We start from the raw sequence: 25,428 nt of genomic DNA, 5'->3' as shown, positions 1-25,428 counted from the left end.
TAGGGCGGCCGGTCGACACGGCGAAAGCGAGCGCTGATGAAAAGCGCACCCACACAAGCCCATTCTGGGAGAATTCTGATGAAGTCTTTGAAACTCACTGTCGCAGCACTGGTTGCTTCCGCCGCTTTTGCTGGCGTAGCCGTTGCTCGTGACCAGATCCAGGTCGCAGGTTCCTCGACCGTTCTGCCTTATGCCAAGATCGTTGCCGAAACGTTCGGCGAAACCTTCCCCGACTTCAAGACCCCGGTCGTTGAATCCGGCGGCACGGGTGCCGGCCTGAAGGAATTCTGCAAGGGAGTTGGCCCGGACACGATCGACATCGCCAACGCTTCGCGCAAGATCAAGGACTCGGAGCTGGAAACCTGCAAAGCAGCTGGCGTTACCGAAGTTCAGGAAGTCAAGATCGGTTATGACGGCATCGTCTTCGCAACCGACTCCGGCAATGCTGACCTGAAGCTGGTTCCGCAGGACCTCTACCTCGCTCTGGCCGCTGAAGTCGTCGTTGACGGCAAGCTCGTTGCCAACCCCTACAAGAAGTGGTCGGAAGTTAACAAGGACCTGCCGGACGTTGAAATCGCCGCTTACATCCCGGGCGAAAAGCACGGCACGCGCGAAGTCTTCGACGAGAAGATGCTCGCTCACGGCTGCAAGGACTCCGGCGCTGCCGACGTGATCAAGACCCTGATCACCGACGAAAAGGAAGCCGCCAAGAAGTGCATCGCCGTTCGCAAGGACGGTCTGGCGATCGACATCGACGGCGATTACACCGAAACGCTCGCTCGTATCGCTTCCAACAAGAACGGCATCGGCGTCTTCGGCCTGTCCTTCTATGAAAACAACGCTGACAAGCTGAAGGTCGCAACCGTCAACGGCATCGTACCGTCGACCGAAACGATCGCTTCCGGCGAATATCCGGTTTCGCGCCCGCTGTTCTTCTACGTCAAGAAGGCTCACCTCGGCGTTATCCCGGGCCTGAAGGAATATGTTGAGTTCTTCCTCGACGACCAGATGGTCGGTCCGGACAGCCCGCTGGCCGCTTACGGCCTGGTTCCGGCTCCGGATGCTGAGCGTGAAGCTGACCGCAAGGCGTTCACCGACGGCAACATGCTGTAATAGCAGTCTCCCAAGACGCGGCACGGCAGTTTTGCCGTGCCGTACCTCCCGAGATCGGATTTGCCGGCTTTCAATGATTGACAGGCCGGGGGGACATATCGATGAGCACTTCACTTATACTTTTGGTCATTTTGATCGTTGGTCTTGCTGCATATTTTGCCGGCCGCGCTAGGGCGATGGCCAGTTCCAATGGCAAGCTGTCCGCACTCCATTCGCTTCCAGGGTATCACGGCGTCTATGTCGCCATCTGGTCGGTTCTTCCTGCGGCTGTTATCCTCGCCCTCTGGCTGATTGCCAGCCCCTTTTTCGTTGAAAACGCGACAAGGAACTCCTTGCCGGAGGACGTCCGCAACCAGGGTGGCGCGACGACCGAGCTGATGCTTGGCCAGGTCATGCAGGTCGCCAACGGTCTGCGACTGCTCAACGCCGACGAAATGGCCGCCGTCACAGGTGATCCGGCCGTTCTGCGCGATACGCTAGCCGCCAAGGGCGTGCCCATGGCAAATGCCGGTGAGGCCTATATGGTCACGTCGGCGAAAACCTATAATTCGATGAAGGACACCAGCCGCTGGGCGATGAGCGCCGTCGTGCTGTTGATCGCCATTGCCGGCGCCGTCTTTGCCATCCGCGGTATCACCGCGCCGTTCCGGGCCCGAAACCGCGTCGAACGCGTCATGCTCGGAGCCTTGCTTCTGGCCTCGTCCATCGCGATCCTGACGACCGTCGGTATCGTCGGCTCGATGCTTTCGGAAGCGATCCGCTTCTTCCAGTCTGTTTCTCCCAGCGCCTTCTTCTTCGGCACGGTCTGGGATCCGCGCTTCTCGGCTGCCGGCAGCGGCGGCACGGAAGGTCAGTTCGGCCTGTTGCCGCTTCTGGCCGGCACGCTTTATATCGCCTTCGTCGCCATGCTCTTTGCCGTTCCGGTTGGTCTCTTCGCCGCCATATACATGGCCGAATATGCCAAGCCTGCGGTTCGGGGCATCGCCAAGCCGCTGCTTGAAATCCTCGCCGGCATCCCGACCATCGTCTACGGCTTTTTCGCCCTGATCACGGTCGGTCCGTTCCTGCGCGACATGTCGGCCCAACTCAATGGACTGGTCACCGGCAATTACGTCAACTTCATCCAGGCACAGAGCGTTCTGACCGCTGGTCTCGTCATGGGCATCATGCTGATCCCGTTCGTCTCGTCGCTATCGGATGACATCATCACTCAGGTGCCGCGGTCGCTTCGCGACGGCTCGCTCGGTCTCGGCGCGACCCGCTCGGAAACGATCAAACGCGTCATTCTGCCGGCAGCGCTTCCGGGCATCGTCGGCGCGCTCCTGCTGACCGCCTCGCGTGCTGTCGGTGAAACCATGATCGTGGTGCTTGCCGCCGGTGTTGCGGCCCGCATGCAGCTCAATCCATTCGAAGCGATGACGACGGTGACCGTCAAGATCGTCAACCAGCTGACCGGCGACCTTGAGTTCAACTCGCCGCAGACACTGGTGGCCTTCGCGCTCGGGATCACCCTGTTCGCCATCACGCTCTGCCTCAACATCTATGCACTCTACATCGTGCGCAAATATCGGGAACAGTACGAATGACCGACGTTACATCCTCCGTACAGTCCACGTTTCAGCGCCCCGCTCAGGCAAGACGCGATATCGGCATCAAGAAGCGCTATGCAGCCGAACGCCGTTTCCAGGCCTATGGCTTCACTGCTATCCTGATCGGTCTGTTCTTCCTGTTCGTGCTTTTGTGGACCGTCGTTTCCAAAGGCTATACCGCCTTCCAGCAGACGACGATCACCCTGCCGATTGAGTTTTCGGAAAAGATCATCGATCCGAAGAACGAACGGGCGACAAATCCTGCCAAGCTAATGTCGGCGAACTATCCGCTTCTGGTGCGTGACGCCCTCGTCAAGGCGCTTGCCATCGACCCCGCCGACAAGGCGCAGGTCAAGAAGGCCACCGAAATGGTCTCGGCCAGTGCACGCACGCAACTGCGTGACATCGTGGTTGCCAATCCGGCAATCATCGGCACGACCGCCAATGTCTCCCTTTTGGCGGAAGGCAATATCGATAGCGCCAACAAGGGTCAGATCGACCTGACGGTTGCCGAGGCAAACCGCAAGGTCAACGATCAGCAGATCAAATGGATGGGGACCCTGTCCGAGAGCGGAGCTCTGGCGAAGCAGTTCAACACCGGCCTGTTCACCTATGGTGCATCGAGCCGTCCGGAAGCTGCCGGTATCGGCGTCGCGGCGCTCGGCTCGTTCTACATGATGCTGATCGTGCTCGTGCTGGCCCTGCCGATCGGTGTCTGCGCGTCGATCTACCTGGAAGAGTTCGCACCGAAGAACCGGCTGACGGACCTGATCGAGGTGAACATCAACAACCTCGCCGCCGTTCCGTCGATCGTCTACGGTCTGCTGGGTCTGTCGATCTTTATCAACTTCGCCGGCATGCCGCGCTCGGCCGCGCTGGTCGGTGGCCTGGTTTTGACGCTGATGACGCTTCCAACGATCATCATCGCCACCCGCGCGGCGCTGAAGGCGGTTCCCCCGTCCATCCGCTCGGCCGCCCTTGGCCTCGGTGCCTCGAAGATGCAGACCATCTTCCACCACGTTCTGCCGCTCGCGATGCCGGGCGTTCTCACCGGCACGATCATTGGCCTGGCGCATGCGCTCGGCGAAACCGCGCCGCTTCTCCTGATCGGCATGGTCGCCTTCGTGGTCGACTATCCGGGTTCGCCGATGGAACCATCCACGGCGCTGCCGGTGCAGATCTACATGTGGGCCAACGAAGCCGAACGTGCATTTGTCGAACGGACGTCGGGTGCGATCATGATCCTCTTGATCTTCCTCGTCGTCATGAACCTGGGCGCAATCCTGTTGCGGCGTCGCTTTGAGCGTCGCTGGTAGTGAGGTATGAACATGAACATGATGTCAGAAGCAGCAGTTGAAAAGGCGCTGGACCAGAAAATGAATACCGTTCCCTTGAAGATGATCGGCAAGGACGTCTCGGTCTATTACGGCGAGAAGCGCGCACTCTACGACGTGAACCTCGATGTTCGCGAAAACACCGTGACCGCGCTGATCGGCCCGTCCGGCTGCGGCAAGTCCACCTTCCTGCGGACGCTGAACCGCATGAACGACACGATCGATAGTTGCCGCGTCACCGGCAAGATCACGCTTGATGGCGGCGATATCTACGATCCGAATATCGACGTCGTGGAACTGCGTGCCCGCGTCGGCATGGTCTTCCAGAAGCCGAACCCGTTCCCGAAGTCGATCTACGAGAACGTCACCTATGGTCCGAAAATCCACGGTCTCGCCCGCACCAAGGCCGATCTCGACCAGATCGTCGAACAGAGCCTTCAGAAGGCCGGCCTCTGGAACGAAGTGAAGGATCGCCTGCATGAATCCGGCACCGGCCTTTCCGGTGGTCAGCAGCAGCGCTTGTGCATCGCGCGTGCTGTTGCTGTCAGCCCGGAAGTCATCCTGATGGACGAGCCGTGCTCGGCTCTGGACCCGATCGCGACCGCCAAGGTCGAGGAACTGATCCACGAATTGCGGACGAACTTCACGATCGTCATTGTGACCCACTCGATGCAGCAGGCTGCTCGTGTTTCGCAGCGTACCGCCATGTTCCACCTCGGCAATCTCGTCGAGGAAAACGACACCGACAAGATGTTCACGAACCCGGATGACCAGCGCACCCAGGACTACATCATGGGCCGCTTCGGCTGAGGATGCGTCCTGTCGCCTGCCCGGATCAGGGCAGGCGCCGTTTTCCAAATCTGGATTGTGATCGCGAGGAAAAACAATCATGTCTACGCACATTGTTTCCGTCTATGACGAAGATCTGAAATACCTGACTCGGCGCATCTCCGAAATGGGTGGCCTTGCCGAGCAGATGGTGGCCGAATCCGTGCGCGCTTTGGTCAATTCTGACCTGGCGCTTGCCCAGAAGGTCATCTCCGACGACGCTATTCTCGATGATGCCGAACGCCAGATCGGCGAAAAGGCGATCGTCACAATCGCCAAGCGCCAGCCGATGGCGGCTGACCTGCGCGAAATCATGGGATCAATCCGCATTGCGGCCGACCTGGAGCGCGTCGGCGATCTCGGCAAGAACACCGCCAAGCGCGTCATCGCCGTTGCCAGTTCTACCCTCCCGCGTCAGTTGGCCCGTGGTCTCGAACATCTGGCCGAGCTTGCCCTCGTTCAGCTCAAGGAAGTGCTCGATGTCTACGCGTCGCGTTCGCCTGAAAAGGCCAACAGCATCCGCGAACGTGATAGCGAGATCGATGCGATCTATACCTCGCTGTTCCGCGAACTCCTGACCTACATGATGGAGGATCCGCGCAACATCACGCCGTGCACGCATCTCCTGTTCTGCGCCAAGAACATCGAGCGGATCGGCGACCACGCGACCAACATCGCCGAGACGATCTTCTACATGACGACCGGTGCCCAGCCTGCTGGTGAGCGTCCCAAGGACGATTCGGCCAACACTGTCGGCGCGGTCGGCAACTGATCGCGTGACGAAAATAGGTAAGTAAGTTCTTACATAAAATGCGCGAGCGGCCGCTGGAGCCGCTCGGCTGCCTGAGGTCCGGCGGACCGGGCGCCAAGGAGCTCATAGACTATGCTGCCAAGAATTGCCGTTGTTGAAGATGAAGAGGCGCTGAGCGTTCTTCTGCGTTACAACCTTGAGGCTGAAGGGTTTGAAGTCGATACGATCAACCGTGGCGACGAAGCCGAAATGCGCCTGCAGGAGCGTCTGCCCGACCTTCTGATCCTCGACTGGATGCTGCCGGGTGTCTCCGGTATCGAGCTATGCCGTCGCCTGCGCCAGCGCTCCGAGACCGAGCGTCTGCCTATCATCATGCTGACGGCGCGCGGCGAGGAAAGCGAGCGTGTTCGCGGTCTCGCAACCGGTGCCGACGATTATGTCGTCAAACCGTTCTCGACACCGGAACTGATGGCGCGCGTCAAGGCGATGCTGCGTCGCGCCAAGCCGGAAGTTCTCTCCACCCTGCTGAAGTGCGGCGATATCGAACTCGACCGCGAAACCCATCGCGTCCATCGCAAGACCCGCGAAGTGCGTCTGGGGCCGACCGAGTTCCGCCTGCTGGAATTCTTCATGGCCTCGCCGGGACGCGTGTTCTCGCGCTCCCAGCTTCTGGATGGCGTCTGGGGCCACGATATCTATGTCGACGAGCGTACCGTCGACGTCCATGTCGGCCGCCTGCGCAAGGCGCTGAATTTCTCCAACATGCAGGACGTGATCCGCACCGTGCGCGGCGCCGGCTATTCGCTGGAAAGCTGATCAGTTATATTTGACCAGACATGAAAAAGGGGCCTTCATGGCCCCTTTTTTAATGCTTGTGCGTTGGCTCTTACCGTGCCCGGCGGCGCTCTGCGGACGGCTGGTAGGCCAGCTTCGCATGGAACGTGCAGTAGGGCGATGTGTCCGGAGAGTCGTTACCGCAGAAGTGGAACTCTTCCTTCATGGGATCGCCGATCGGCCACTTGCAGGTGCGGTCGGTGAGCTGCGTCAGACCCAGGCGACGCGACATCGGAACGACGACGTTGCTGGCCGGTGCCTGTTCGAGTTCCTCCATCGTATCGATCTCGATCTCTTCCTTCATCACGGCGCCGCCGGCCGTCCGCGTTGCAGCGCGGGGCGTGGCGATGCGCGACGAAGCGAAGGTGTTCTGCGTGCGCGGTGCTGCCGGCGCCGGACGCTTGGCTCGCGCCGTCGTTGTCGTCGCGCCGCCGGCCTTGGCGCGGCCAGGCAGGCAGAGGCGGTGCACCTTCCCGATAACGGCATTGCGGCTGACGCCGCCAAGCTGAGCGGCGATCTGGCTTGCGCTCAGACCTTCGGACCACAACTTCTTGAGTTTTTCGACCCGCTCGTCAGTCCAGTTCATGGTCATGTCTCCATTCACAGCGTTAGTGATGGTCGAATCCTCCACCGAACCCCGGAGGCGATCCGAGGTTGAAACGCGATAACACTTTTGGTGACTAGGTCCGCCGCCGCGTTCTAGTAATTGTTTATTAACGTAGAGCCCGGGGGACTCCGTGACAAGAGTCCCGTGAATCACGCCGAATCGATTTTCGAGTTTTCCCCAACTTGCTTGCAGCGCGTGGTATTTTTGCAAGAGTGCGGCGTAAAAAAATCGCAGGCCTTTCGGAGTGCGCGAATGGCCGCAGATCATGGCGTTTTGTTGACATTGCAGTGCGAAATGAAGATAGTGCCGTCGCCGCCGCAAGGCGGCATTTTGATTTTTCAGGGCTGGCCCAGCCCGGTGTAAACACGTGATCCAGGCAGTCACGCCGTGATGATTGAGGAGACTTGCGCCATGGCCGAAGCCACGCCGCTTTACGACACATATGCCCGCGCACCTCTCCGGTTCGAGCGCGGCGAAGGCGTCTGGCTGATCGCTGAGGACGGTACCCGCTATCTGGATTTCGCCGCAGGCGTCGCAGTCAATTCGCTTGGCCATGCGCATCCGCATCTGGTGTCGGCGTTGAAGGAGCAGGCCGAGAAGGTCTGGCACCTGTCCAACCTCTATGAAGTCCCCGGCCAGGAAAGCCTCGGCCGCCGGCTGACGGACGCGACCTTCGCCGACAAGGTGTTTTTCACCAACTCGGGTGCCGAAGCTCTGGAATGCGCGATCAAGACGGCGCGGCGCTATCATTTCGCCAAGGGGCATCCGGAAAAATTCCATATTATTACCTTCGAGGGCGCTTTCCACGGCCGCACGCTGGCAACGATCGCCGCCGGCGGCCAGGCGAAATATCTCGAAGGTTTCGGCCCGAAGGCTCCCGGTTTCTACCAGGTGCCTTTCGGTGACATGCAGGCCCTGAAGGCCGCCATCACCGAGGAAACGGCCGCGATCCTGATCGAGCCGATCCAGGGCGAGGGCGGCATCCGCACCGTTCCGAAGGAATTCCTGCAGGAACTGCGTACGCTCTGCGACGAATTCGGCCTGCTCCTGATCTTCGACGAGGTTCAGTGCGGCGTCGGCCGTACCGGCAAGCTGTTTGCCCATGAATGGTCGGGTATCACCCCGGACATCATGGCGGTGGCCAAGGGGATCGGCGGCGGCTTCCCGCTTGGCGCGTGCCTTGCAACCGAGGAAGCGGCTGCCGGCATGGTCGCCGGCACGCATGGATCGACCTATGGCGGCAATCCGCTCGCCATGGCTGTCGGCAATGCCGTCCTGGATGTCGTACTGGCGGATGATTTCCTGCCGCATGTCCGCGATGTGGCCTTGGTCTTCCGTCAAGGGCTTGCCTCGCTTGCCGACCGGTTCCCCGATGTGATCGAGGAAATCCGTGGCGACGGCTTGATGCTTGGCATCAAGGCCAAGGTGCCGTCGGCAGACCTGTTGAAGGCCATCCGGGCGGAGCGCCTGCTGGCTGTCCCGGCCGGTGAAAATGTTATTCGCCTGCTACCGCCGCTCACCACGACGGCGGAAGAGGCCCGCGAGGGTCTCGCTCGCATCGAGCGGGCGGCCGAGCATCTGACGGCGGAACGACGACAGGCTTCGGCCTGAACGACGTTCCCCGCATGCTCGAATAATGACAGGACCTGAATAGAATGGCCGATACAAGACACTTCCTCGACCTCTCCGCAATGACGTCGAATGACCTGAGAACCATCATCGACGACGCCCGCGTCCGCAAGGCCGCCACCAAGGCCGGTACGGCCGAAAAGCCGCTGGCCGGCAAGATGCTGGCGATGATCTTTGAAAAGCCTTCGACCCGCACCCGCGTCTCTTTCGACGTCGGCATGCGCCAGCTCGGCGGCGAGACGCTGTTTCTCTCCGGCACCGAAATGCAGCTCGGCCGCGCCGAAACCATCGGCGACACCGCCAAGGTCTTGTCGCGTTACGTCGATGCCATCATGATCCGCACCACCGATCATAGCCGCCTGCTGGAACTGGCCGAACACGCAACCGTGCCGGTCATCAACGGCCTGACGGACACGACGCATCCCTGCCAGATCATGGCCGATATCATGACTTTCGAAGAACACAGTGGTCCGGTGAAGGGCAAGACGATCGCCTGGACCGGCGATGGCAACAACGTGCTGCATTCCTTCGTCGAGGGCTCGGCCCGTTTCGGCTACCAGATGAACATGGCCGTTCCGCTTGGTTCCGAGCCGGACGACAAAATCCTCAACTGGGCGCGCAACAATGGCGGCAATATCAAGCTTTACCACGAGGCCGAGCAGGCCGTTGATGGCGCCGATTGCGTCGTGACCGACACCTGGGTCTCCATGAACCAGGAACATCGCGCGCGCGGCCACAACGTCTTCCAGCCCTTCCAGGTGAACGAGGCCTTGATGAAGCGCGCCAACAAGGATGCACTGTTCATGCACTGCCTGCCGGCCCATCGCGGCGAAGAGGTGACGGACGAAGTGATAGACGGCAAGCAGTCGGTTGTCTTCGACGAAGCCGAAAACCGCCTGCACGCCCAGAAGTCCGTGCTCGCCTGGTGCCTCGGCGCGCTCTAAGCAGGCGCGATCGCCCGACTTGAAAACGGTCGGGCGGCACACGATCTATGGACCAGAAAGATGACCGGCGCCGAATACGCGACCGGTCATCGTCGTTGATGACACCAACCATCCGTTCGCTTCGGTGCTGAAGCGACAAGACCGGCCGCCGCTTTTTCCAGACATGCTCTGGACAAACCGTGACGGTACGGGATCAATGGACACATCGGACATCGCGTCGCCGCGGGGCTCGGCTCCTCAGGCGTATCGGTGATCGAATGCTAAGGAGCAAGATGATGACGGAAACCATGCCGGGCCTCGGCGAATTCGATTTTGCCGGTGATGACCACGTCGTACCGTTTCAGGTTGAAGGCCTTGATGTGCGCGGCCGCGCCGTCCAGCTCGGCCCGATGCTGGACGCCATTCTCGAACGTCACAACTATCCGCTGCCGGTCGCCCGTCTCGTCGCCGAAACGGTCGTACTGACGGTTCTGCTTGGTACCTCGCTGAAATTCGAAGGCAAGCTGATCGTTCAGACCAAGAGCGATGGTCCTGTCGATCTGGTCGTCGCGGATTTCGCGACGCCTGATCGTGTGCGCGCCTATGCCCGTTACAATGAGGAAGCGTTGGCGACGGCCCAGAAGAACGGCCAGACCCAGCCGTTGCAGTTGCTGGGCGAGGGCGTGCTTGCCTTCACTATCGATCAGGGCGCCCATATGCAGCGCTATCAGGGCATCGTGCCGCTGGATGGCGCAAGCCTTGAGGAGATCGCCGGGGTCTATTTCCGACAGTCGGAACAGATCCCGACCAAGGTGCGCCTCGGCGTTGCCGAATTGCTCGACCGCGATGAAAACGGCAAGCCGCGTCACCGCTGGCGCGCCGGCGGCATGGTCGCGCAGTTTCTGCCCGATGCGCCCGAGCGCATGCGCCAGCGAGATTTACATGGCGGTGATGGCGACACGACGAATGCGGATGGCGATTTTGAGGTCGACGACCTGTGGGATGAAGCCAGCGTCATGGTCCAGACCATCGATGCGGACGAACTGACCGACCCGACCGTCGGCACGGAACGCCTGCTCTACAGGCTGTTCCACGAGCGCGGCGTCAAGGTCTATCCGCCGCAGGCCGTCTACGACAAGTGCAGCTGTTCGCGCGAAAAGCTGCGCGACGTGCTGGCGAGCCTCAGCCAGGAAGACATCGATCATTCGATGGAAGATGGGAAGGTTTCAGTCACTTGCGAATTCTGCTCGACGACCTATCGGTTCGAAGCAACCGAAATCCGGCCGCAGTGATCTTGCGGCCCTTGGAGCGCTTTGTCCTAGATTAAGCGCTCTAATTCAACGTCCGGGTCTGGCCCGGCGAGTCCAGCGAAAAGGCGGGGATGTCGACGTTGAAGGCCTCGCCTTCCGTCGTTTCCATGGAATAGTGACCGAACATGACGCCCGATGGCGTATCGAGCGGGCAGCCCGAGGAATATTCGTAGGTGTCACCGGGGTTGAGAACCGGTTGCTCGCCGATCACGCCCGGTCCGTTGACCTCATCAACCTGGCCGTTTTCATCGGTGATGTTCCAGTAGCGCGTCATCAGCCGTACGGTCTTGCCGGAAAGGTTGGAGATCAGGATACGGTAACCCCAGACATAGCGGCTGTCATCCGGATCGGATTGCTCCTCCAGATAGTATGGCTCGACCGTTACCTCGATATCGCGAGTGAGCGCGCGGTACATATGCAAACCCTTTTCAAGTCTATAGGCGATATTCTACAGCAAGATGGTTTCGTCAAGAATAACGGACAGGGTAAACTGTAAGGATAGGAAACAGCATGCTCGACGGGCATATCAGGCAGCGGCTGGACCCTTGGCTTGACCGTGGAGGGCATTTTCTGGCCAGCCGCGGCGTCAGTGCCAATGCCGTTACCGTCACCGGTTTCCTGCTCGGGCTCGCTGCTGCCTTCGCCATTATCATCGACGAACTGATGCTGGCTTTTATTCTGATCGGTGCTAGTCGTCTCTGCGACGGTCTGGATGGCGCGGTGGCGCGCGCCACGGCAAAGACCGATTTCGGCGGCTTTCTCGATATCGCCCTCGATTTCGCCTTTTACGGTCTCATTCCCTTCGCCTTCATCCTGTCGGACCCGTACGAGAACGGAGCGGCCGGCGGCCTGCTGCTTCTCGCCTTCTACATCAACGGCGCGAGCTTCCTAGCCTTTGCCGTCATGGCCGAGAAACGGGGGCTAACGACGGAGGTGCGCGGGGCGAAATCGCTCTATTTCACCACTGGCCTTGCCGAAGCGACCGAGACCATCGCCGTCTTCCTCGCCTTCTGCCTGTTCCCGCACTGGTTCTCCGAGATTGCCGTCCTGTTCGCGCTTGTCTGCTTCTACACGACGCTGTCGCGGCTGATGCTGGCCCGTGCCAGTTTCAGGGACAGTGTTCAGGCATAGAAAAACGCCCGCATCCGGAAGGACACGAGCGTTTCAGGCAGTTCCGAAAGATCAGGCCTGGACGGACTTGAGCGCCCGGGCGAAATCGTCGATCAGGTCGTCACCGTCCTCGATGCCGGCCGAGAAGCGAACAGTGCCGGGCGAGATGCCGAGTTCGGTGCGGGCCTCTTCGGAGAGGTTCTTGTGCGTCGTGGTCGCCGGATGGGTGATCAGGCTCTTCGAATCGCCTAGATTGTTGGAGATCAGCACGGTCTCGAGCGCGTTCTGCAGCTTGAAGGCCGCTTCCTTGCCACCCTTCAGTTCGAAGCAGACCAGCGTCGAGCCGCCTTTCATCTGCCGGGCGATGATATCGGCCTGCGGATGGTCCTTGCGGCCGGGATAGATGACCTTGGCGACCTGGCTCTGCTCGGCGAGGAAGTCTGCCACGCGCGACGCGTTCTCGCTCTGCTGGCGCACGCGCAGCGGCAGGGTCTCGATGCCCTTCAGCAGCGTCCAGGCATTGAACGGCGACAAAGCCGGGCCGGTGTGGCGGAAATAGTCGTGCAGATGCTCGTTGATCCATTCCTTGTCGGAAAGGATGACGCCGCCGAGGCAGCGGCCCTGTCCGTCGATATGCTTGGTCGCGGAATAGACGACGACATGGGCACCCAGTTCCAGCGGCTTCTGAAGGAGCGGCGTCGCGAAGACATTGTCGACGACGACCTTGGCGCCGATTGCATTGGCGATCTTGGCAACGCCGGCAATGTCGACAACTTCCAGCGTCGGGTTGGTCGGGCTTTCGAGGAAGAACACCTTGGTGTTCGGCTTGACCGCCTTTTCCCAGTTTTCGAGGAAACGCCCATCGATCAGCGTGCATTCAATGCCGTATTTCGGGGCGAGCGTTTCCACCACCCAGCGGCAGGAGCCGAACAAGGCACGGGCGGCGACGATATGATCGCCGGCCTTCAGCTGGCAGAGGATGGCGGCGGAGACGGCGGCCATGCCGGATGCCGTGGCGCGCGCATCCTCGGCGCCTTCCAGCATGCACATGCGCTGCTCGAACATGTCGTTGGTCGGACTGCCGTAGCGCGCATAGATGAAGCCGTCGGTCTCGCCCTTGAAGCGCGCTTCTGCGGCTTCCGAGGTGTCGTAGACGAAGCCCTGCGTCATGAAGATGGCTTCGGAGGTTTCACCATGATTGGAACGGGTCGTGCCGCCATGAACGAGCTGTGTCGCGGGGCGCCAGGTTTTGCTCATTATCGTCTCTTTCAACACAAAAAAACCGGCCGCGAAAAAGCAAGCCGGTTTCAAACCCGGCCTTTTTAGCTACTTGTTTAACGTGGCTGCAAGCCGACCGGCCAAATCACCACGGGATAAGTCAGTATTTACTGATTGGCCGCGCTTGCGTCAATTCCCGCGAACGAGAAGATATGTCACAGGGACAATTTGGGTTATGACGTGCCGGTGCCGGCAAAGAGGACGATGAAATGACGAGGGCTACGGGCATTCTGGCCGATCGCGCCATTGCGGCGCTGTTTGACGAAGGACGGCTGAAAAGCGAAGCCAAGCTGGATATCGACCAGATTCAGCCGGCAAGCCTCGACCTTCGACTGGGTTCGAAAGCCTTCCGCGTCCGCGCCAGCTTCATGCCCGGTCCCGGTCATCTGGTCGCTGACAAGCTCGACCGGCTGAAACTGCATGTCATCGACCTGTCGGAAGGCGCGGTGCTGGAGACCGGCTGCGTCTACATTGTGCCGCTGATGGAAAGCCTCGATCTGCCGGTCGGCATGTCGGCCTCGGCCAATCCAAAAAGCTCGACTGGCCGCCTCGACATCTTCACCCGCGTGATCACAGACCGCGCCCAGGAATTCGACAAGATTCCCGCCGGCTATTCCGGTCCGCTCTATCTGGAAATCAGCCCGCGCACCTTCCCGGTGATCGTCCGGCGCGGCTCGCGCCTGTCGCAGATACGTTTCCGCATCGGCCATGCGCTTCTCACCGAAACCGAAGTGATGGCGCTGCATGAGAGCGACGTGCTGGTCGCCAGCGAGACGCCGAATGTTTCGGGCGCCGGCATCGCGCTGTCGATTGATCTCAAGGGCACCGGCGATGATGGCCTGATCGGTTATCGCGGTAAGCACCACACCGCCGTCGTCGATGTCGACAAGAAGGCCGAGCATGGCATCTATGATTTCTGGGAGCCGCTCTACAGCCGAGGCCGTGACGAACTGATCCTCGATCCCGATGAATTCTACATCCTTGTCTCGCGTGAAGCCGTGCATGTGCCGCCGCTCTATGCTGCCGAGATGACGCCGTTCGATCCGCTGGTCGGGGAATTCCGCGTTCACTATGCCGGCTTCTTCGATCCCGGTTTCGGCCATGTCTCGGCCGGCGGCAAGGGCAGCCGCGCGGTGCTCGAAGTCCGCAGCCACGAGGTTCCCTTCATCCTCGAACACGGCCAGATCGTCGGCCGTCTGGTCTACGAGCATATGATGGAGCGGCCGGAGGGGTTGTACGGCGTCGGGCTCGGTTCGAACTATCAGGCGCAGGGCTTGAAGCTGTCCAAGCATTTCCGTTCGGAATAGCCGGCAATAGCATCATTGTCGGTTCGGTTTTCTCCGATTCCTGCCTTGACAGGCAGCAGTGCTTGGTGAAAACCTGCCTCGCGTTGCGGGTATGATGTAGTGGTAGCTTGTCAGCTTCCCAAGCTGATCGTGCGGGTTCGATTCCCGCTACCCGCTCCACTTGGTTTCTCAGTGTTTGCGCGATTTTCAATCGCCCGTTTGCGGCGGTTTTGACAGGCAGTTTGACTCAAACGGAAAACCTTGCCTCGCCATGTCCATGGAAAGTTCCGAATATCGCCAGCGTCTCCGGGAGGAGCAGGAGCAACTCAAGAATTTACTCGCCAACGAGTTCAAGTTCTTCAGTGCGACCAACGAATTTCGTGACGGCATGCTTCCCGGTATCATTTCGCTAATGCGGCGTTATGACAGTATCGAACGGGTCCTCAAGCGCTATCAGGCCGATGATGCCCGTCCGGCTGCAGAGCCGCACATGGTCATCGACAGGCCGCCCGTCGAAGGCGATACGCTGCATTTCACCGGCGACCCTGTCACGGGCGACTAAAGGTCGTTTCATGCCGGTTCCTCGGCGCCAACCGCGGCGTGCGGGGTCTTGTTCCAAGAGAATGGGCTCGTCCGCAATTCCATCAGGGCACGCCAGGCCGCAAGCGACATGATCAACCAATAGGCCGGCACGAAGCCCCAGCGCCAGCCGACCGCTCGTTTCTCGCGCTTTGTCATCCGGTTGAATCCCAACGCGATGAAGACAGCGTAGCTGCCGAAAATATTCACCACATCGCAGATGAAAAGCCAGAAGGTCAGCCAGCCATCGACATGGGTTCCGTCCTGAACCATCAGCCATCCGAGATAGACCAGAAAACCGAGAATGACGGGATGACAGAGCGATGACAAAAGCATGCCGGCGATCAGCACTTGGAAGACGATAAAGGCTGCCCAGCCCATTTCCCGGCGCAATTGCGCGGGCCTGCGCATCAGCACCAGCCATGTCTGCAGCCAGCCCTTGAACCAGCGGGTCCGCTGCCCGAGCCAGACCGGGAAGGTGATCGGTGCCTCCTCGAAGGTCGGCTTGTAGATCACCTGCGAGCGATAGCCGAGGCGGTGCAGGCGAAGTCCGAGATCCGCGTCTTCGGTCATGTTGTACGGGTCCCAGCCGCCGATCTGCTTGAGTTCGGCGGTGCGGAAATGGTTCGATGTCCCGCCGAGCGGCAGCGGCAAGCCGGTCAGCGACAGCATCGGCAGCAGGCCTCGAAACAGGCCGGCATATTCCAGTGCAAACAGAGCGCTCAGCCAGGATTGGCGGGCGTTGGTGATGATAAGCGGCGCCTGCAGGCAGATGACCTGCCGGGAAGCAGCGCAGAAGGCTGCATAGGCTTCGTGCAACTGGCCCGGATGCGGCCGGTCCTCGGCATCGTAGACAGTGACGAAGTCACCCCGGACGCCCGGCAGGGCATAGCTCAGTGCCTTCGGCTTGGTGCGCGGCAGATGGACGGGCACACGGACGATCTCGTATTCCGGCGCCAACCGTATGGCTTCGAGCGCGGCGATCGTCTCGAGATCGTCCTCCTCGCAGACAAGCTTGATATCCAGCCGCGAGCGTGGCCAGTCGAGCTTGTCGAGGGCGCCGACCAGTTGGGCGGCGACGCTCTTTTCCTTGTAGAGCGCCACGAGCACCGAATAGACCGGCAGCGGGCCGGCCGGCGGGGCCTGCGCGACGGGATGTGGTGCCCCCTCCTGCATGAAGGCGCAACCGAGCGCATAGAAGCGGACAAGGAAATTGGCGAGATAGAACAGCGTCAGCACGATATGCAGCAGCATCAGACTGATCATCGGCAAGCCCATCGCCATGGCCAGCAAGGTGCTGACCAAGATGCCGGCATAGAAGCCCTGCTTACCCCAGAAGGTAATCCGGGCGCTGTGAAGCGGTGTCGTCTCGAACAGCGCCTGTGTGGTAGCCGATACGCGACGCAGCCGCCCCGCCTGCCAGACGGCCCTGCGCACGGCTGACGGTGTCGAGGCAGCCAGCGATTGCCTGAGCAGCGGTGTCCGCTGCAACAGACTGGCAACGTCGCTGAGCCGCGCCAGCGAAGGGACAATGATGGTGACCGGTGGCCGGGAAGGATGATGAACGCGCAGGGTTTCCGGCCGGAGAAGCTGGATGTCCAGGCCCGCAATATCCTGGACGCGCGCCGGATCGATCTGCGGCATGAAATCGAGGCCGAGCATTTCGGCGAGCGCTTCGAAATAGATGGTTTCGTCTATATCTCCGGAGGCGAGCAGTTCTGCCTCGACGGTGGTGCCGTGGCTTTGCGCCGACAGCATGGCCCGGGCGATCAGGGGCTTGCCGATGCCCATTTTCAGAAGCAGCCGGCCTTCCTCCTTCAACGCAGGCGCGAATCCAGCCGCGACGGCGGCGGGTGTCGAGGACGCGGCCGTTGGTTCATTTGCGGTAGCCATTCCGGAATTGTCCGGATATTCTCCGAGACGCATAAAATCCCCGTTGCCGCTCGCGCGGCAATATCCCCTTACCTGACCCCGGGAATATCATAATGACACGCGCTTTCCGTGCATCCCTAAAATTTTATGGGATTTTCGCGTTGTGCGTGCTTCTGGTTGCGCCTTTTTCGGCCATGTCGCACGCTGAGGATGGCGTTCACGACATGCCGCTGCTCTTCGATGCGCGAGAGCGGATCGCCAAGCCGGATTTGAGCGGTCTGGCGCGGCTGCGGTTTTTGACGACGGTCGACTTCCCACCGTTCAATTTCATCGACCAGTCGGGCCGCCTGTCGGGTTTTCATGTCGACCTTGTTCGGGAAATCTGCCGCGAACTCGACATTGCCGCCAAGTGCCAGATCCAGGCGGTGACCTTTGCCGAACTGCAACCGGCACTGGAAGACGGCCAGGGTGAGGCTGTCGTTGCCGGGTTGGGGATCAGCCCGGAACTGCGCCAGCGTTTCGCCTTCTCGCGTGTCTTCATGAAACTGCCGGCCCGGTTCGCGGCCAATCGGCAGGCAATGGGCAATGCGCTGTCTGTCGCTGCGATCGGCAACAGGCCCATCGGCGTCGTCACAGGCACGACGCATGAGGCCATGGCGAAGGCTTTTTTTCCGAAATTGACAATGATGTCCTTCCCGACCCGGGATGCAATGCTTTTGGCGCTCAAGCAGGGAAAGATGGCGGCGGTCTTTTCGGACGGCATGCAATTGTCGTTCTGGACGGCGGGCAGCGAGGCGGGCAATTGCTGTGTTCTGCTCGACGGGGCTTATTTCTCGCAGCGGTTCCTCGGCGAAGGCCTGGCGATCATGAACCGCAAAGGCGACCCGGCGCTGACCCAGGCGATCGACCATGCGCTTCTTGAGCTTTCGCGCAAGGGCCGGCTCAACGAAATCTACCTGCGTTATTTCCCTGCCGGCATCTATTGAAGCCGGTCCGTGTCTCGCGGCCGGAACGGCAGCAGCAGCGACCAAACCAGGCGTTGCGGCAACGGGTTCCGGTATGAGTCAAGACCGATGCGCATATCCTCCGGCGCCTGCCGCGACTGCGCACGATAGGTGGCGAAGAGGCGGTCCCAAAGGGAGAGATTGAAGCCGTAATTGCTGTCCGTTTCGTCGGGCTGCGACGAATGATGGACGCTGTGCATGTCGGGTGTGACGACCAGCCGGCGCAACATGTGATCCAGCCGGGCCGGCAGCTTTATATTTGCATGGTTGAACATCGCTGCGCCATTCAGGACGATCTCGAAGATCAGGACGCTGACGGCAGGCGCGCCGATCAGGAGAATGACGGCCGACTTCCACAGCATCGACAACAGGATTTCCAGCGGATGGAAGCGCAGTGCCGTCGTCAGGTCGAGACCGGTATCGCTGTGATGCACCCGATGGATGCGCCACAGGACGGGGACCTTGTGCGACAGCAGATGCTCCAGCCACACTGTAAAATCGAGGATGACGAAGGCCAGCGCGCCGGCGATGAGCGGCGGTAGCCCTACTATCGGCAGTAAACCGTATCCGTGAATCTCTCCCCATAAAGCCACGCCTGTCGCCGCCGCTGGAAAGACGATGCGAAGCATGAGCGACGAGAGGACAAGAATCGAGAGATTGGTGAACCAGCGGCGCGCCTTCAGTGCACGCATCAGTTCCGGGCGCTCCAGCCGCGGATGCAGCAATTCCAGGAGCGCGAGCGCCAGAAAGATGGTCGCGAAACAAAACAGCCGCCAGACGGGTTCGCTGATCCCGAATATCTCAACCGCCATGCCAACCTCCTGCCGCCGCATTCACCTTAATGCGGCCGGCTTTTCCGAGGACGCACATTGACGTGAGGTAGCCTATTTGCGGAAGCGGGCCATGGCGCCACGTTCGATCGCGGCGCAGGTGAGCTTGTCCAAGCCCAGACGGTCGCGCAACAGCTGCAACAGGCGGATTTCCTCCTGGCGGATGGAAAGGTCGGCCGAAGCGATTTCGACCGCCAACGCGTAGGCGGTGTCGTAGAGGCGTGTCGGCAGAGCTTCACGCACCACTTCGAGCGTGATGTCCAGACCTTCCGGCCCTCCGAGAAGGGCGGCGCATTCACGGGCGGTGTGGGTCAGGTGCTCGTCATCGAACCCGTCGAAGACCGGCAGGAAGCTGGTCAGCCGGCCAATGCGCTCCAGTTCGTCGTCGGTCATGATGGTATCAACCGCTGACATCATCACCATGACATAGATGAGGGCTTCGTGATGGCTGAGGGTCGTGGGCATGGGATATCCGTCGTTGCTGCAGGCGGTTTGACAGGTATGGGCAAAGAGGACGGCTTACAAGCCCTGCTCTGCGGGAACCGTGTCCGCGGGTATGTCGCCGGGGATGAGCGTCTCGTCGACAGGTGCCGATGCCGCGCTGAAATCCCGCGGATCGTCCCCATAGAAGCCAAGTCGGGACTTTCGAGCAGTGTCCACCTTGCCCGCAAGTGGTGATCCCGCAGACGCCTCCGCCCAGCCGTTCTCCGCCAGCCACGCGGCCGGATCGAGGTTGCCGATGGTGCAGTCAGCCGTCACGGTGCCCTGCCAGCCTTTTTTTGGAACGATGCACAGAAGGGCGCGGGCGCGAAGAAAATTGCGGAAGGCGGTTCGTGCCACCGCGCCGCAGGGCCAGGATTTCGCGCCATCGCCACAGCTCCGCTCCGCGTCCTGCGGCGCGAGGCCCTCCAGTTGCAATTGCCTGTCGCCGAAGCGGATCAGACCGGCCGACAGGGCGATGGGATGGCGCAGCACGACCGGGACGGGCTCCGGCTTGGCAACCGGATTCGACAGTGACTTGCGCGCCTCGATCCGCTCCAGCGGCTGTGTCGTGACGTCCTCGGGCAGGCCGAACTGTTCGGGAGCGATGCCGCGCACAACCTTGTTCTGCGGTGCGATCATCCCGCTTTCATCGGATTGAGGCGACGCGGAGCCGGAAGGGTCGGGGTCGGAAAGCGCGGGATTGGATTTGGTCGGATCGTCGAGTGGCGCGCCGCCCTCGACCTTGCCGCCGTCCATCTGGCCTGCACCGATCGGTTCTCCATCCGTGGACGCGCCGTCAGCCTTCCCGTCATCCGCCCCGGGGACCGGAACATCCGTACTCATGTCGTCTCCGCCAAGGTCCGGAACATCGCTCATATCCGGTGTCTCGAGCGTGAAATCCGGCGTATCCGCTGCCTGCCGCCCCTGAATGGTGGATGCGCCGCTCATCAGCAGGGCGATCGTCAGGGCAATGCCGAGAAGGCCGCCGCCGGCGGTGAGCAGATGCTTCTTCATCAGGAAAACTGTCCTATTGGCTGGCCCAGATGATGCGGGCGATCCATTCGACATCGCTCAACTCGAAACTTCGGTTCGGATGGTCGGGATTGAGCGAGAGCAGTTCGATGCTGCGCGCGGTCTGACGGACCAGTATCTTGGCCATGACCTCGCCTTCGATCGTCTTGACCACGACGCGGTCGCCACGCCGGATCTGGGCGCCGGGCTCTACAATCAGCACGTCGCCGTCCCGATAGAGCGGCAGCATGCTGTCGCCCTGGATTTCCAACGCATAGACGCCCGCCTTGGCGCCGGGGGCGGCCGGAAATTCGACCACGTCCCAGCCTTGTCCCGCCGGAAATCCGCCGTCGTCGAAAAAGCCGCCGGCGCCGGCCTGGGCAAAGCCCAGCAGCGGGATCGAGCCACTCTGCGGCGGAAAGGCGCCCTCCGGCAGGGCGCCACCCGCAGCCGGCCCCGGGCGCAGGAACTCCATGAACTGGGTGATGGTAGAGCCGGTGGCGTCGAGAACCTTGGCGATCGATTCCGTCGAAGGCCAGCGTTCGCGGCCGTCGGCGGAGTGGCGCTTGGATTTGTTGAACGAGGTCGGATCGAGCCCGGCCCGGCGGGCAAGGCCCGAAGGGGATAGCTGATGACGTTCGGCGAGCGCGTCGATCGCGCTCCAGATACGGTCATGGGAAAACATCGTTGCATATCCTGCGGGCGGTGAAGCGCGACGCTTTCGGTTGGCTGGTCCGGCTTCTGTCTCGGTCAGGAAGATTAGCGAAAATGCGGGTTGGAGTAAAGCGAAAGAGGAAAATAATCCTCATATCTGCCCCTGAGCCATGGCTCTGATTGAAATGTCCGGCCCTCCACCTATACTTGGTTGAAATCCCCTTCCGCCAAGCGCGAGGCGCCTGTTTGTCTTCCATCGTGAAATCCGAATTTCTGCTCGGCGCTGCCGTTCTCGCTGCCGCTTTCGGCATGATGTTCGAGCATGCGCTGCTGGGGATGGGGCAGGTGGCGGCGCTTGCCGGTGCCGCGGCCCTCGTTGTCGCCATCGTACTTGCCTCGATGCGCGTTGCCCATCATGCCGAGGTACTGGCCGCCAAGGTTGGTGACCCCTACGGCACGATGATCCTGACGCTGTCGGCCGTGCTGGTCGAGGTGATCATCCTGGCGATCATGATGAGTGGCGAGGATATCTCGCCGACGCTGGTGCGCGACACGATCTATTCCGCGGTCATGCTGGATATCAACGGTATTCTGGGGCTTGCGGCGCTGCTCGGCGGTCTCAAGCATGGCGAGCAGCCGTATAACGACGATTCCAGCCGCACCTATAGCGTCATGATCCTGACGGCGATGGGCATTTCGATGGTTGTGCCCGAATTCGTGCCGGCAGCGAAGTGGCATGTCTATTCCGGCTTCACCATCCTCGCCATGGTGACGCTCTATGCGGTCTTCCTGAAGATGCAGGTCGGCGCGCACAGCTACTTCTTCAGCTACAGCTATCCGAAGCGGGAAGGCGCGCAAAAACGGACCCTGGCAGAAGAGCCGGTTGCCTTGTCTGTCGCGATCCTCATCGCTGGTGTCGTCATCATCGGTGTGCTGGCGGAGGTGATGTCCGGCCTGCTGACGGTCGGCCTGAAGGGCAGTGGCGCGCCGCCGGTCATGGCCGCTCTCGTCGTCGCGGCCATTTCCGCCTCGCCCGAAATCATGACAGCGATGCGGGCAGCCCTTGCCAACCGGATGCAGGCCGTCGTCAACATCGCGCTCGGGGCTTCGCTGTCGACCGTCATCCTCACCGTGCCGGTGATGGAAGCGATCGCGCTTTATACCGGTCAGCCGTTCATCATGGCGATGACGCCGGTGCAGACAGTGATGGTGGCAATCACATTGATCGCCGCCGCTATCAACCTCAACGATGGCGAGACCAACGCGATCGAGGGCATGACCCATTTCGTGCTGTTCGCTACCTTCATCATGCTGTCGTTGATCGGAGTTTAGCAACGGTCTCGCAAACGGATGGCGCGGCCAAAAAGCGGGGTCGGGGCACCCCCATTTTTCGCCACAGGTCGAAGCCTTTTCCGCCGCCGCGTGCCGCGCTATCACGGGCCATGCCGACGTTGCGTCGTGCACTTGGAGACTTCCGTGAATCCCTCCGTCCTTTCCGGCGTTCTGCTGACGATCTTTTCCTATTTCCTGTTTTCCCTGCAGGATGCTGCGGTCAAATGGCTGGTGGTGGCCCTGCCGGTCTGGCAGATCCTGTTCGTGCGCAGCGTGACGATCTTCTCGATCTGCCTCACGGTCGGCGGCAAATCGCTGGTCGGCCGCGCCTGGCGTTCGCCGGTCCTGAAGCCGATGTTCATACGGAATGTCCTGCTGCTGGCCGCCTGGCTGTCCTATTACACAGCAGCGCGCGATCTGGGGCTCGCCGAACTGACGACGCTTTATTATGCCTCGCCGATCCTCATCACTATCCTTGCCGTGCCGATCCTCAAGGAGCATGTGCCGCCGCTGCGCTGGATCGCGGTGCTTGTCGGCTTCGTCGGTGTAATGATCGCCACCGATCCGTTCGGCACCGGCATGAAGATCAGCCTGCCGGTCTGGCTGGCGCTGCAGGCCGCCGTGTTCTGGGCGATCTCGACCGTGCTTTTGCGCAAGACGGCGCTGCAGGAGGTAACGCTGGTGCAGATGACGATTTCCAGCGGCTTCTTCATCCTGTTCACCGGCATCGCCGTTGCCGTCGATTACGTGCCGCCGAGCCTCACCGATGTCGCGCTGATGGCAGGAACCGGACTGGTCGCCGGCATCGGTCAATATGCCTTGTTCGAGGGCATGCGGCGGGCGCCGGTCTCGGTTTTGGCGCCGTTCGAATATTCGTCGCTGATTTGGGCTTTCGGGCTCGGCTTTCTGATCTGGGGCGATATTCCGGCATCGCAGGTGTTCATCGGTGCCGGCCTGATCTTTGCCGCCGGCATGATCATCATTCTCGGTGAACGGTTCGGACGCCGGCTGCGGGCCGGCTAGGTCTTGCGCTGAATGAAGCGGCGGAAGGCTTCCAGTGTTTCGCTGCTGACGTGATGCTCGATGCCCTCGGCATCGATGCGCGCTGTTTCCGGGCTGACGCCGAGGCAGCGCAGGAAGGCTTCCACCGTCTGGTGTCTTGCGCGGCTTTCCAGCGCCACCTTCTGGCCGGCCTCTGTCAGGAAAACGCCGCGATAGGGTTTGCGCGAGACGAGACCTTCGGCCGCCAGCCGCGCCAGCATCTTGGCGACGGTGGGCTGGGCGACGCCGAGACGGGCAGCGATATCCACCTGACGCGCCTCATTGCCATCCTCGATCAGATCGGCGATCAACTCGACATAATCCTCCACCAGCGCACCGCGACGGGCTTCGCGGGTCTGCCGGAAGCCCTCGGAATGAATGTCCGCGTCTGGAAGCGGATCGGTGCGTGGAACGGGGCGTTTCGGCAAAAGGTATGATCCTCGCGGTTCATCTTAACGGCTTTTGCGATTTCATAGCACGGGCTTGAATTTTTCATAACGGTTTATCCCGCCATCCACTGCGCAGACGGCCCCAAGAAAAAGCCTTATCGATACAATATAGCCTATTGCATAATGTTGGGCCTTGGCATAGCTTTCGAGTGCCCAAGACCGTTCCGCATCCGGAGACCGTGCATGTCCGATTCGCAAGCCGCCCTTCCACCGCAGCAGAGCTGGACCTTCGCCAGCCCCAAGGAAGACCCCAGACCAAGCCTTCCCGAAGTCAATGCCAGCATTGCGGTGCCTTCCGGAGGGCTCTGGTTCCGTCGGTTGCTCGCCTTCATGGGGCCGGGTTACATGGTCTCGGTCGGCTACATGGACCCGGGCAACTGGGCGACGGATATCGCCGGTGGATCGCAGTTCGGCTATACGCTGCTCACGGTCATTCTGCTCTCCAACCTGATGGCGATCCTCTTGCAGGCACTGGCCGCCCGGCTTGGCATCGCCACCGGCCGCGACCTGGCACAGGCCTGCCGCGATACCTATTCGCGCCCCGTCAACTTTCTGCTCTGGCTTGCCTGCGAGGCGGCGATCATCGCCTGCGATCTGGCTGAAGTCATCGGCACGGCGATCGCGCTGCAGCTTCTGTTCGGCATTCCGCTGATCGGCGGCGCGCTGATCACGGCGGCCGATGCCTTCCTGTTGCTGCTCCTGATGAACAAAGGCTTCCGCTATCTCGAGGCCTTCGTCATCGCGCTTTTGATCGTCATCGCCGGCTGCTTCATCATCCAGATCGCTGCCGCCGCCCCGCCGGTTGCGGCTGTTCTCTCGGGCTTCCTGCCGTCGTCGGAGGTGGTTACCAACCCGGCCATGCTCTACATCGCCATCGGCATCATCGGCGCCACCGTCATGCCGCATAACCTCTATCTGCATTCGTCCATCGTCCAGACCCGTGCCTACAAGCGCACTGACGAGGGCAAGCGCGATGCGATCAAGTGGGCGACGACGGACAGCACGATCGCGCTGATGCTGGCTCTGTTCATCAATGCCTCCATCCTGATCATCGCGGCTTCCGTCTTCCACGCCAATGGCCGCACCGACGTGGCCGAGATCGGCCAGGCTTACGAGCTCCTGTCGCCGCTGCTGGGCCTCGGCATCGCCTCCACCCTGTTCGCCGTGGCGCTGCTGGCGTCGGGCCTCAACTCGACGGTGACGGCAACGCTGGCGGGCCAGATCGTCATGGAGGGGTTTCTCCGGCTGCGCATCCCGCAATGGGCGCGCCGCCTGATCACCCGCGGCATCGCCATCATCCCAGTCGTCGTCGTCACCTGGCTCTATGGCGAAAAGGGAACGGCGGAGCTTCTGGTGTTCAGCCAGGTCATCCTGTCGATGCAGCTGCCCTTCGCGGTCATCCCGCTGGTGCGCTTCGTCTCGGATAAAAAGAAGATGGGCACCTTCGTCATCCCGAAATATGTCGCCGCCATCGCCTGGCTCGTCGCCTCGATCATCGTCGTGCTCAATCTGAAGCTCCTGTACGACACCTTCATCGGCTGAACCGGTGACATCCAGAAAAGACAAAGGCGGCGGGTTTGC

Annotated in this window: 25 protein-coding genes, 1 tRNA gene and 1 riboswitch; of the genes, 17 read left to right on the top strand and 9 right to left on the bottom strand. The window is 61.1% G+C overall.

Annotation, left to right across the window (positions count from 1 at the left end):
• Nucleotides 1–78 precede the first annotated feature (78 nt).
• The 6 genes from ASG68_RS03675 (at nt 79) to phoB (ending at nt 6,431) form a co-directional block, all read left to right on the top strand.
• A complete protein-coding gene (locus ASG68_RS03675; RefSeq protein WP_062583045.1) occupies nt 79–1,113 on the top strand; it encodes a substrate-binding domain-containing protein in 1,035 nt (344 codons plus the stop codon).
• Nucleotides 1,114–1,214: 101 nt separating this feature from the next.
• Complete coding sequence (gene pstC, locus ASG68_RS03670) at nt 1,215–2,699, top strand: phosphate ABC transporter permease subunit PstC (protein ID WP_062583046.1); 1,485 nt, start codon at nt 1,215–1,217, stop codon at nt 2,697–2,699.
• Nucleotides 2,696–4,018, top strand: coding sequence for a phosphate ABC transporter permease PstA (gene pstA, locus ASG68_RS03665; protein ID WP_062583048.1), 1,323 nt, complete (start codon nt 2,696–2,698; stop codon nt 4,016–4,018). Before pstC ends, pstA begins: the two co-directional genes overlap by 4 nt.
• Nucleotides 4,019–4,030: 12 nt before the next feature.
• Complete coding sequence (gene pstB, locus ASG68_RS03660; protein ID WP_062583673.1) at nt 4,031–4,846, top strand: phosphate ABC transporter ATP-binding protein PstB; 816 nt, start codon at nt 4,031–4,033, stop codon at nt 4,844–4,846.
• Between the two features lie 79 nt (nt 4,847–4,925).
• Nucleotides 4,926–5,636 (top strand): phosphate signaling complex protein PhoU, encoded by a 711-nt coding sequence (phoU, locus tag ASG68_RS03655; protein WP_413813981.1) that lies wholly within the window; start codon nt 4,926–4,928, stop codon nt 5,634–5,636.
• A gap of 111 nt (nt 5,637–5,747) precedes the next feature.
• Nucleotides 5,748–6,431, top strand: coding sequence for a phosphate regulon transcriptional regulator PhoB (phoB, locus tag ASG68_RS03650; protein ID WP_062583052.1), 684 nt, complete (start codon nt 5,748–5,750; stop codon nt 6,429–6,431).
• Between the two features lie 70 nt (nt 6,432–6,501).
• On the opposite strand, the gene ASG68_RS03645 is transcribed toward phoB, so the two are convergent.
• Nucleotides 6,502–7,035 carry a GcrA family cell cycle regulator gene (locus ASG68_RS03645; RefSeq protein ID WP_062583674.1) on the bottom strand — a complete coding sequence of 178 codons (534 nt, stop codon included), beginning with the start codon at nt 7,033–7,035 and terminating at the stop codon, nt 6,502–6,504.
• A gap of 432 nt (nt 7,036–7,467) precedes the next feature.
• Here ASG68_RS03645 and ASG68_RS03640 point away from each other — a divergent pair, with 432 nt between their 5' ends.
• The 3 genes from ASG68_RS03640 to ASG68_RS03630 all read left to right on the top strand — a co-directional run bounded on the left by ASG68_RS03640 (nt 7,468) and on the right by ASG68_RS03630 (nt 10,900).
• Entirely contained in the window at nt 7,468–8,667 is a 1,200-nt protein-coding gene (locus ASG68_RS03640) for an aspartate aminotransferase family protein (RefSeq protein ID WP_062583054.1), read from the top strand.
• Nucleotides 8,668–8,711: 44 nt separating this feature from the next.
• Nucleotides 8,712–9,629 carry an ornithine carbamoyltransferase gene (gene argF / locus ASG68_RS03635; protein WP_062583056.1) on the top strand — a complete coding sequence of 306 codons (918 nt, stop codon included), beginning with the start codon at nt 8,712–8,714 and terminating at the stop codon, nt 9,627–9,629.
• A gap of 275 nt (nt 9,630–9,904) precedes the next feature.
• Nucleotides 9,905–10,900, top strand: coding sequence for an Hsp33 family molecular chaperone (locus ASG68_RS03630; protein WP_062583058.1), 996 nt, complete (start codon nt 9,905–9,907; stop codon nt 10,898–10,900).
• A gap of 40 nt (nt 10,901–10,940) precedes the next feature.
• Here the strand turns inward: ASG68_RS03630 and apaG are convergent, their stop codons facing one another.
• A complete protein-coding gene (gene apaG, locus ASG68_RS03625) occupies nt 10,941–11,333 on the bottom strand; it encodes a Co2+/Mg2+ efflux protein ApaG (RefSeq protein WP_062583060.1) in 393 nt (130 codons plus the stop codon).
• A gap of 95 nt (nt 11,334–11,428) precedes the next feature.
• Between apaG and ASG68_RS03620 the strand changes: the two genes are divergently transcribed.
• Entirely contained in the window at nt 11,429–12,049 is a 621-nt protein-coding gene (locus tag ASG68_RS03620) for a CDP-alcohol phosphatidyltransferase family protein (protein WP_062583062.1), read from the top strand.
• Between the two features lie 51 nt (nt 12,050–12,100).
• Here ASG68_RS03620 and ASG68_RS03615 read toward each other — a convergent pair whose 3' ends face one another.
• The gene (locus tag ASG68_RS03615) at nt 12,101–13,285 is read right to left on the bottom strand and encodes an O-succinylhomoserine sulfhydrylase (RefSeq protein ID WP_062583064.1); all 1,185 of its coding nucleotides are present in this window, start codon (nt 13,283–13,285) and stop codon (nt 12,101–12,103) included.
• A gap of 44 nt (nt 13,286–13,329) precedes the next feature.
• Nucleotides 13,330–13,408, bottom strand: a riboswitch (SAM riboswitch).
• A gap of 107 nt (nt 13,409–13,515) precedes the next feature.
• Here ASG68_RS03615 and ASG68_RS03610 point away from each other — a divergent pair.
• The 3 genes from ASG68_RS03610 (at nt 13,516) to ASG68_RS03600 (ending at nt 15,154) form a co-directional block, all read left to right on the top strand.
• Entirely contained in the window at nt 13,516–14,613 is a 1,098-nt protein-coding gene (locus ASG68_RS03610) for a 2'-deoxycytidine 5'-triphosphate deaminase (RefSeq protein WP_062583066.1), read from the top strand.
• A gap of 85 nt (nt 14,614–14,698) precedes the next feature.
• Nucleotides 14,699–14,772: transfer RNA gene (locus tag ASG68_RS03605), tRNA-Gly, on the top strand.
• Nucleotides 14,773–14,863: 91 nt separating this feature from the next.
• Nucleotides 14,864–15,154: a hypothetical protein gene (locus ASG68_RS03600; RefSeq protein WP_062583068.1), complete on the top strand. Its 291-nt coding sequence runs from the start codon at nt 14,864–14,866 to the stop codon at nt 15,152–15,154.
• Nucleotides 15,155–15,162: 8 nt separating this feature from the next.
• Here ASG68_RS03600 and ASG68_RS03595 read toward each other — a convergent pair whose 3' ends face one another.
• The gene (locus tag ASG68_RS03595) at nt 15,163–17,064 is read right to left on the bottom strand and encodes a glycosyltransferase family 2 protein (RefSeq protein WP_244484083.1); all 1,902 of its coding nucleotides are present in this window, start codon (nt 17,062–17,064) and stop codon (nt 15,163–15,165) included.
• A gap of 92 nt (nt 17,065–17,156) precedes the next feature.
• Here ASG68_RS03595 and ASG68_RS03590 point away from each other — a divergent pair, with 92 nt between their 5' ends.
• On the top strand, nt 17,157–18,029 hold the full coding sequence (locus ASG68_RS03590) for a transporter substrate-binding domain-containing protein (RefSeq protein WP_062583071.1): 873 nt from the start codon (nt 17,157–17,159) through the stop codon (nt 18,027–18,029).
• Here the strand turns inward: ASG68_RS03590 and ASG68_RS03585 are convergent.
• From ASG68_RS03585 to ASG68_RS03570, 4 genes are all read right to left on the bottom strand, one after another.
• Nucleotides 18,023–18,859, bottom strand: a complete 837-nt coding sequence (locus ASG68_RS03585; RefSeq protein WP_062602700.1) for a sterol desaturase family protein — start codon at nt 18,857–18,859, stop codon at nt 18,023–18,025. The two genes, ASG68_RS03590 and ASG68_RS03585, sit on opposite strands and share 7 nt — an antisense overlap.
• A 72-nt stretch (nt 18,860–18,931) precedes the next feature.
• Nucleotides 18,932–19,342: a tellurite resistance TerB family protein gene (locus ASG68_RS03580; protein WP_062583073.1), complete on the bottom strand. Its 411-nt coding sequence runs from the start codon at nt 19,340–19,342 to the stop codon at nt 18,932–18,934.
• A 54-nt stretch (nt 19,343–19,396) separates the two neighbouring features.
• A complete protein-coding gene (locus ASG68_RS03575) occupies nt 19,397–20,374 on the bottom strand; it encodes a hypothetical protein (protein WP_062583075.1) in 978 nt (325 codons plus the stop codon).
• A 13-nt stretch (nt 20,375–20,387) separates the two neighbouring features.
• Nucleotides 20,388–21,056: a helix-turn-helix transcriptional regulator gene (locus ASG68_RS03570; RefSeq protein WP_062583077.1), complete on the bottom strand. Its 669-nt coding sequence runs from the start codon at nt 21,054–21,056 to the stop codon at nt 20,388–20,390.
• A 215-nt stretch (nt 21,057–21,271) separates the two neighbouring features.
• On the opposite strand from ASG68_RS03570, the gene ASG68_RS03565 reads away from it, so the two are divergent.
• Nucleotides 21,272–22,357 (top strand): calcium:proton antiporter, encoded by a 1,086-nt coding sequence (locus tag ASG68_RS03565; protein ID WP_062583079.1) that lies wholly within the window; start codon nt 21,272–21,274, stop codon nt 22,355–22,357.
• A 144-nt stretch (nt 22,358–22,501) separates the two neighbouring features.
• On the top strand, nt 22,502–23,380 hold the full coding sequence (locus ASG68_RS03560) for a DMT family transporter (RefSeq protein WP_062583081.1): 879 nt from the start codon (nt 22,502–22,504) through the stop codon (nt 23,378–23,380).
• On the opposite strand, the gene mntR is transcribed toward ASG68_RS03560, so the two are convergent.
• Nucleotides 23,377–23,826: a manganese-binding transcriptional regulator MntR gene (gene mntR, locus ASG68_RS03555; RefSeq protein ID WP_062583083.1), complete on the bottom strand. Its 450-nt coding sequence runs from the start codon at nt 23,824–23,826 to the stop codon at nt 23,377–23,379. The two genes, ASG68_RS03560 and mntR, sit on opposite strands and share 4 nt — an antisense overlap.
• Before the next feature lie 204 nt (nt 23,827–24,030).
• On the opposite strand from mntR, the gene ASG68_RS03550 reads away from it, so the two are divergent.
• On the top strand, nt 24,031–25,389 hold the full coding sequence (locus ASG68_RS03550; protein ID WP_062583084.1) for an Nramp family divalent metal transporter: 1,359 nt from the start codon (nt 24,031–24,033) through the stop codon (nt 25,387–25,389).
• Nucleotides 25,390–25,428 lie beyond the last annotated feature (39 nt).

It is taken from the genome of Rhizobium sp. Leaf453 (genome assembly GCF_001425605.1).
In the GTDB taxonomy this organism is placed as follows: domain Bacteria; phylum Pseudomonadota; class Alphaproteobacteria; order Rhizobiales; family Rhizobiaceae; genus Pararhizobium.
Note: the sequence above shows the minus strand (reverse complement) of the source record. Positions and strands in the feature narration are given on the sequence as shown.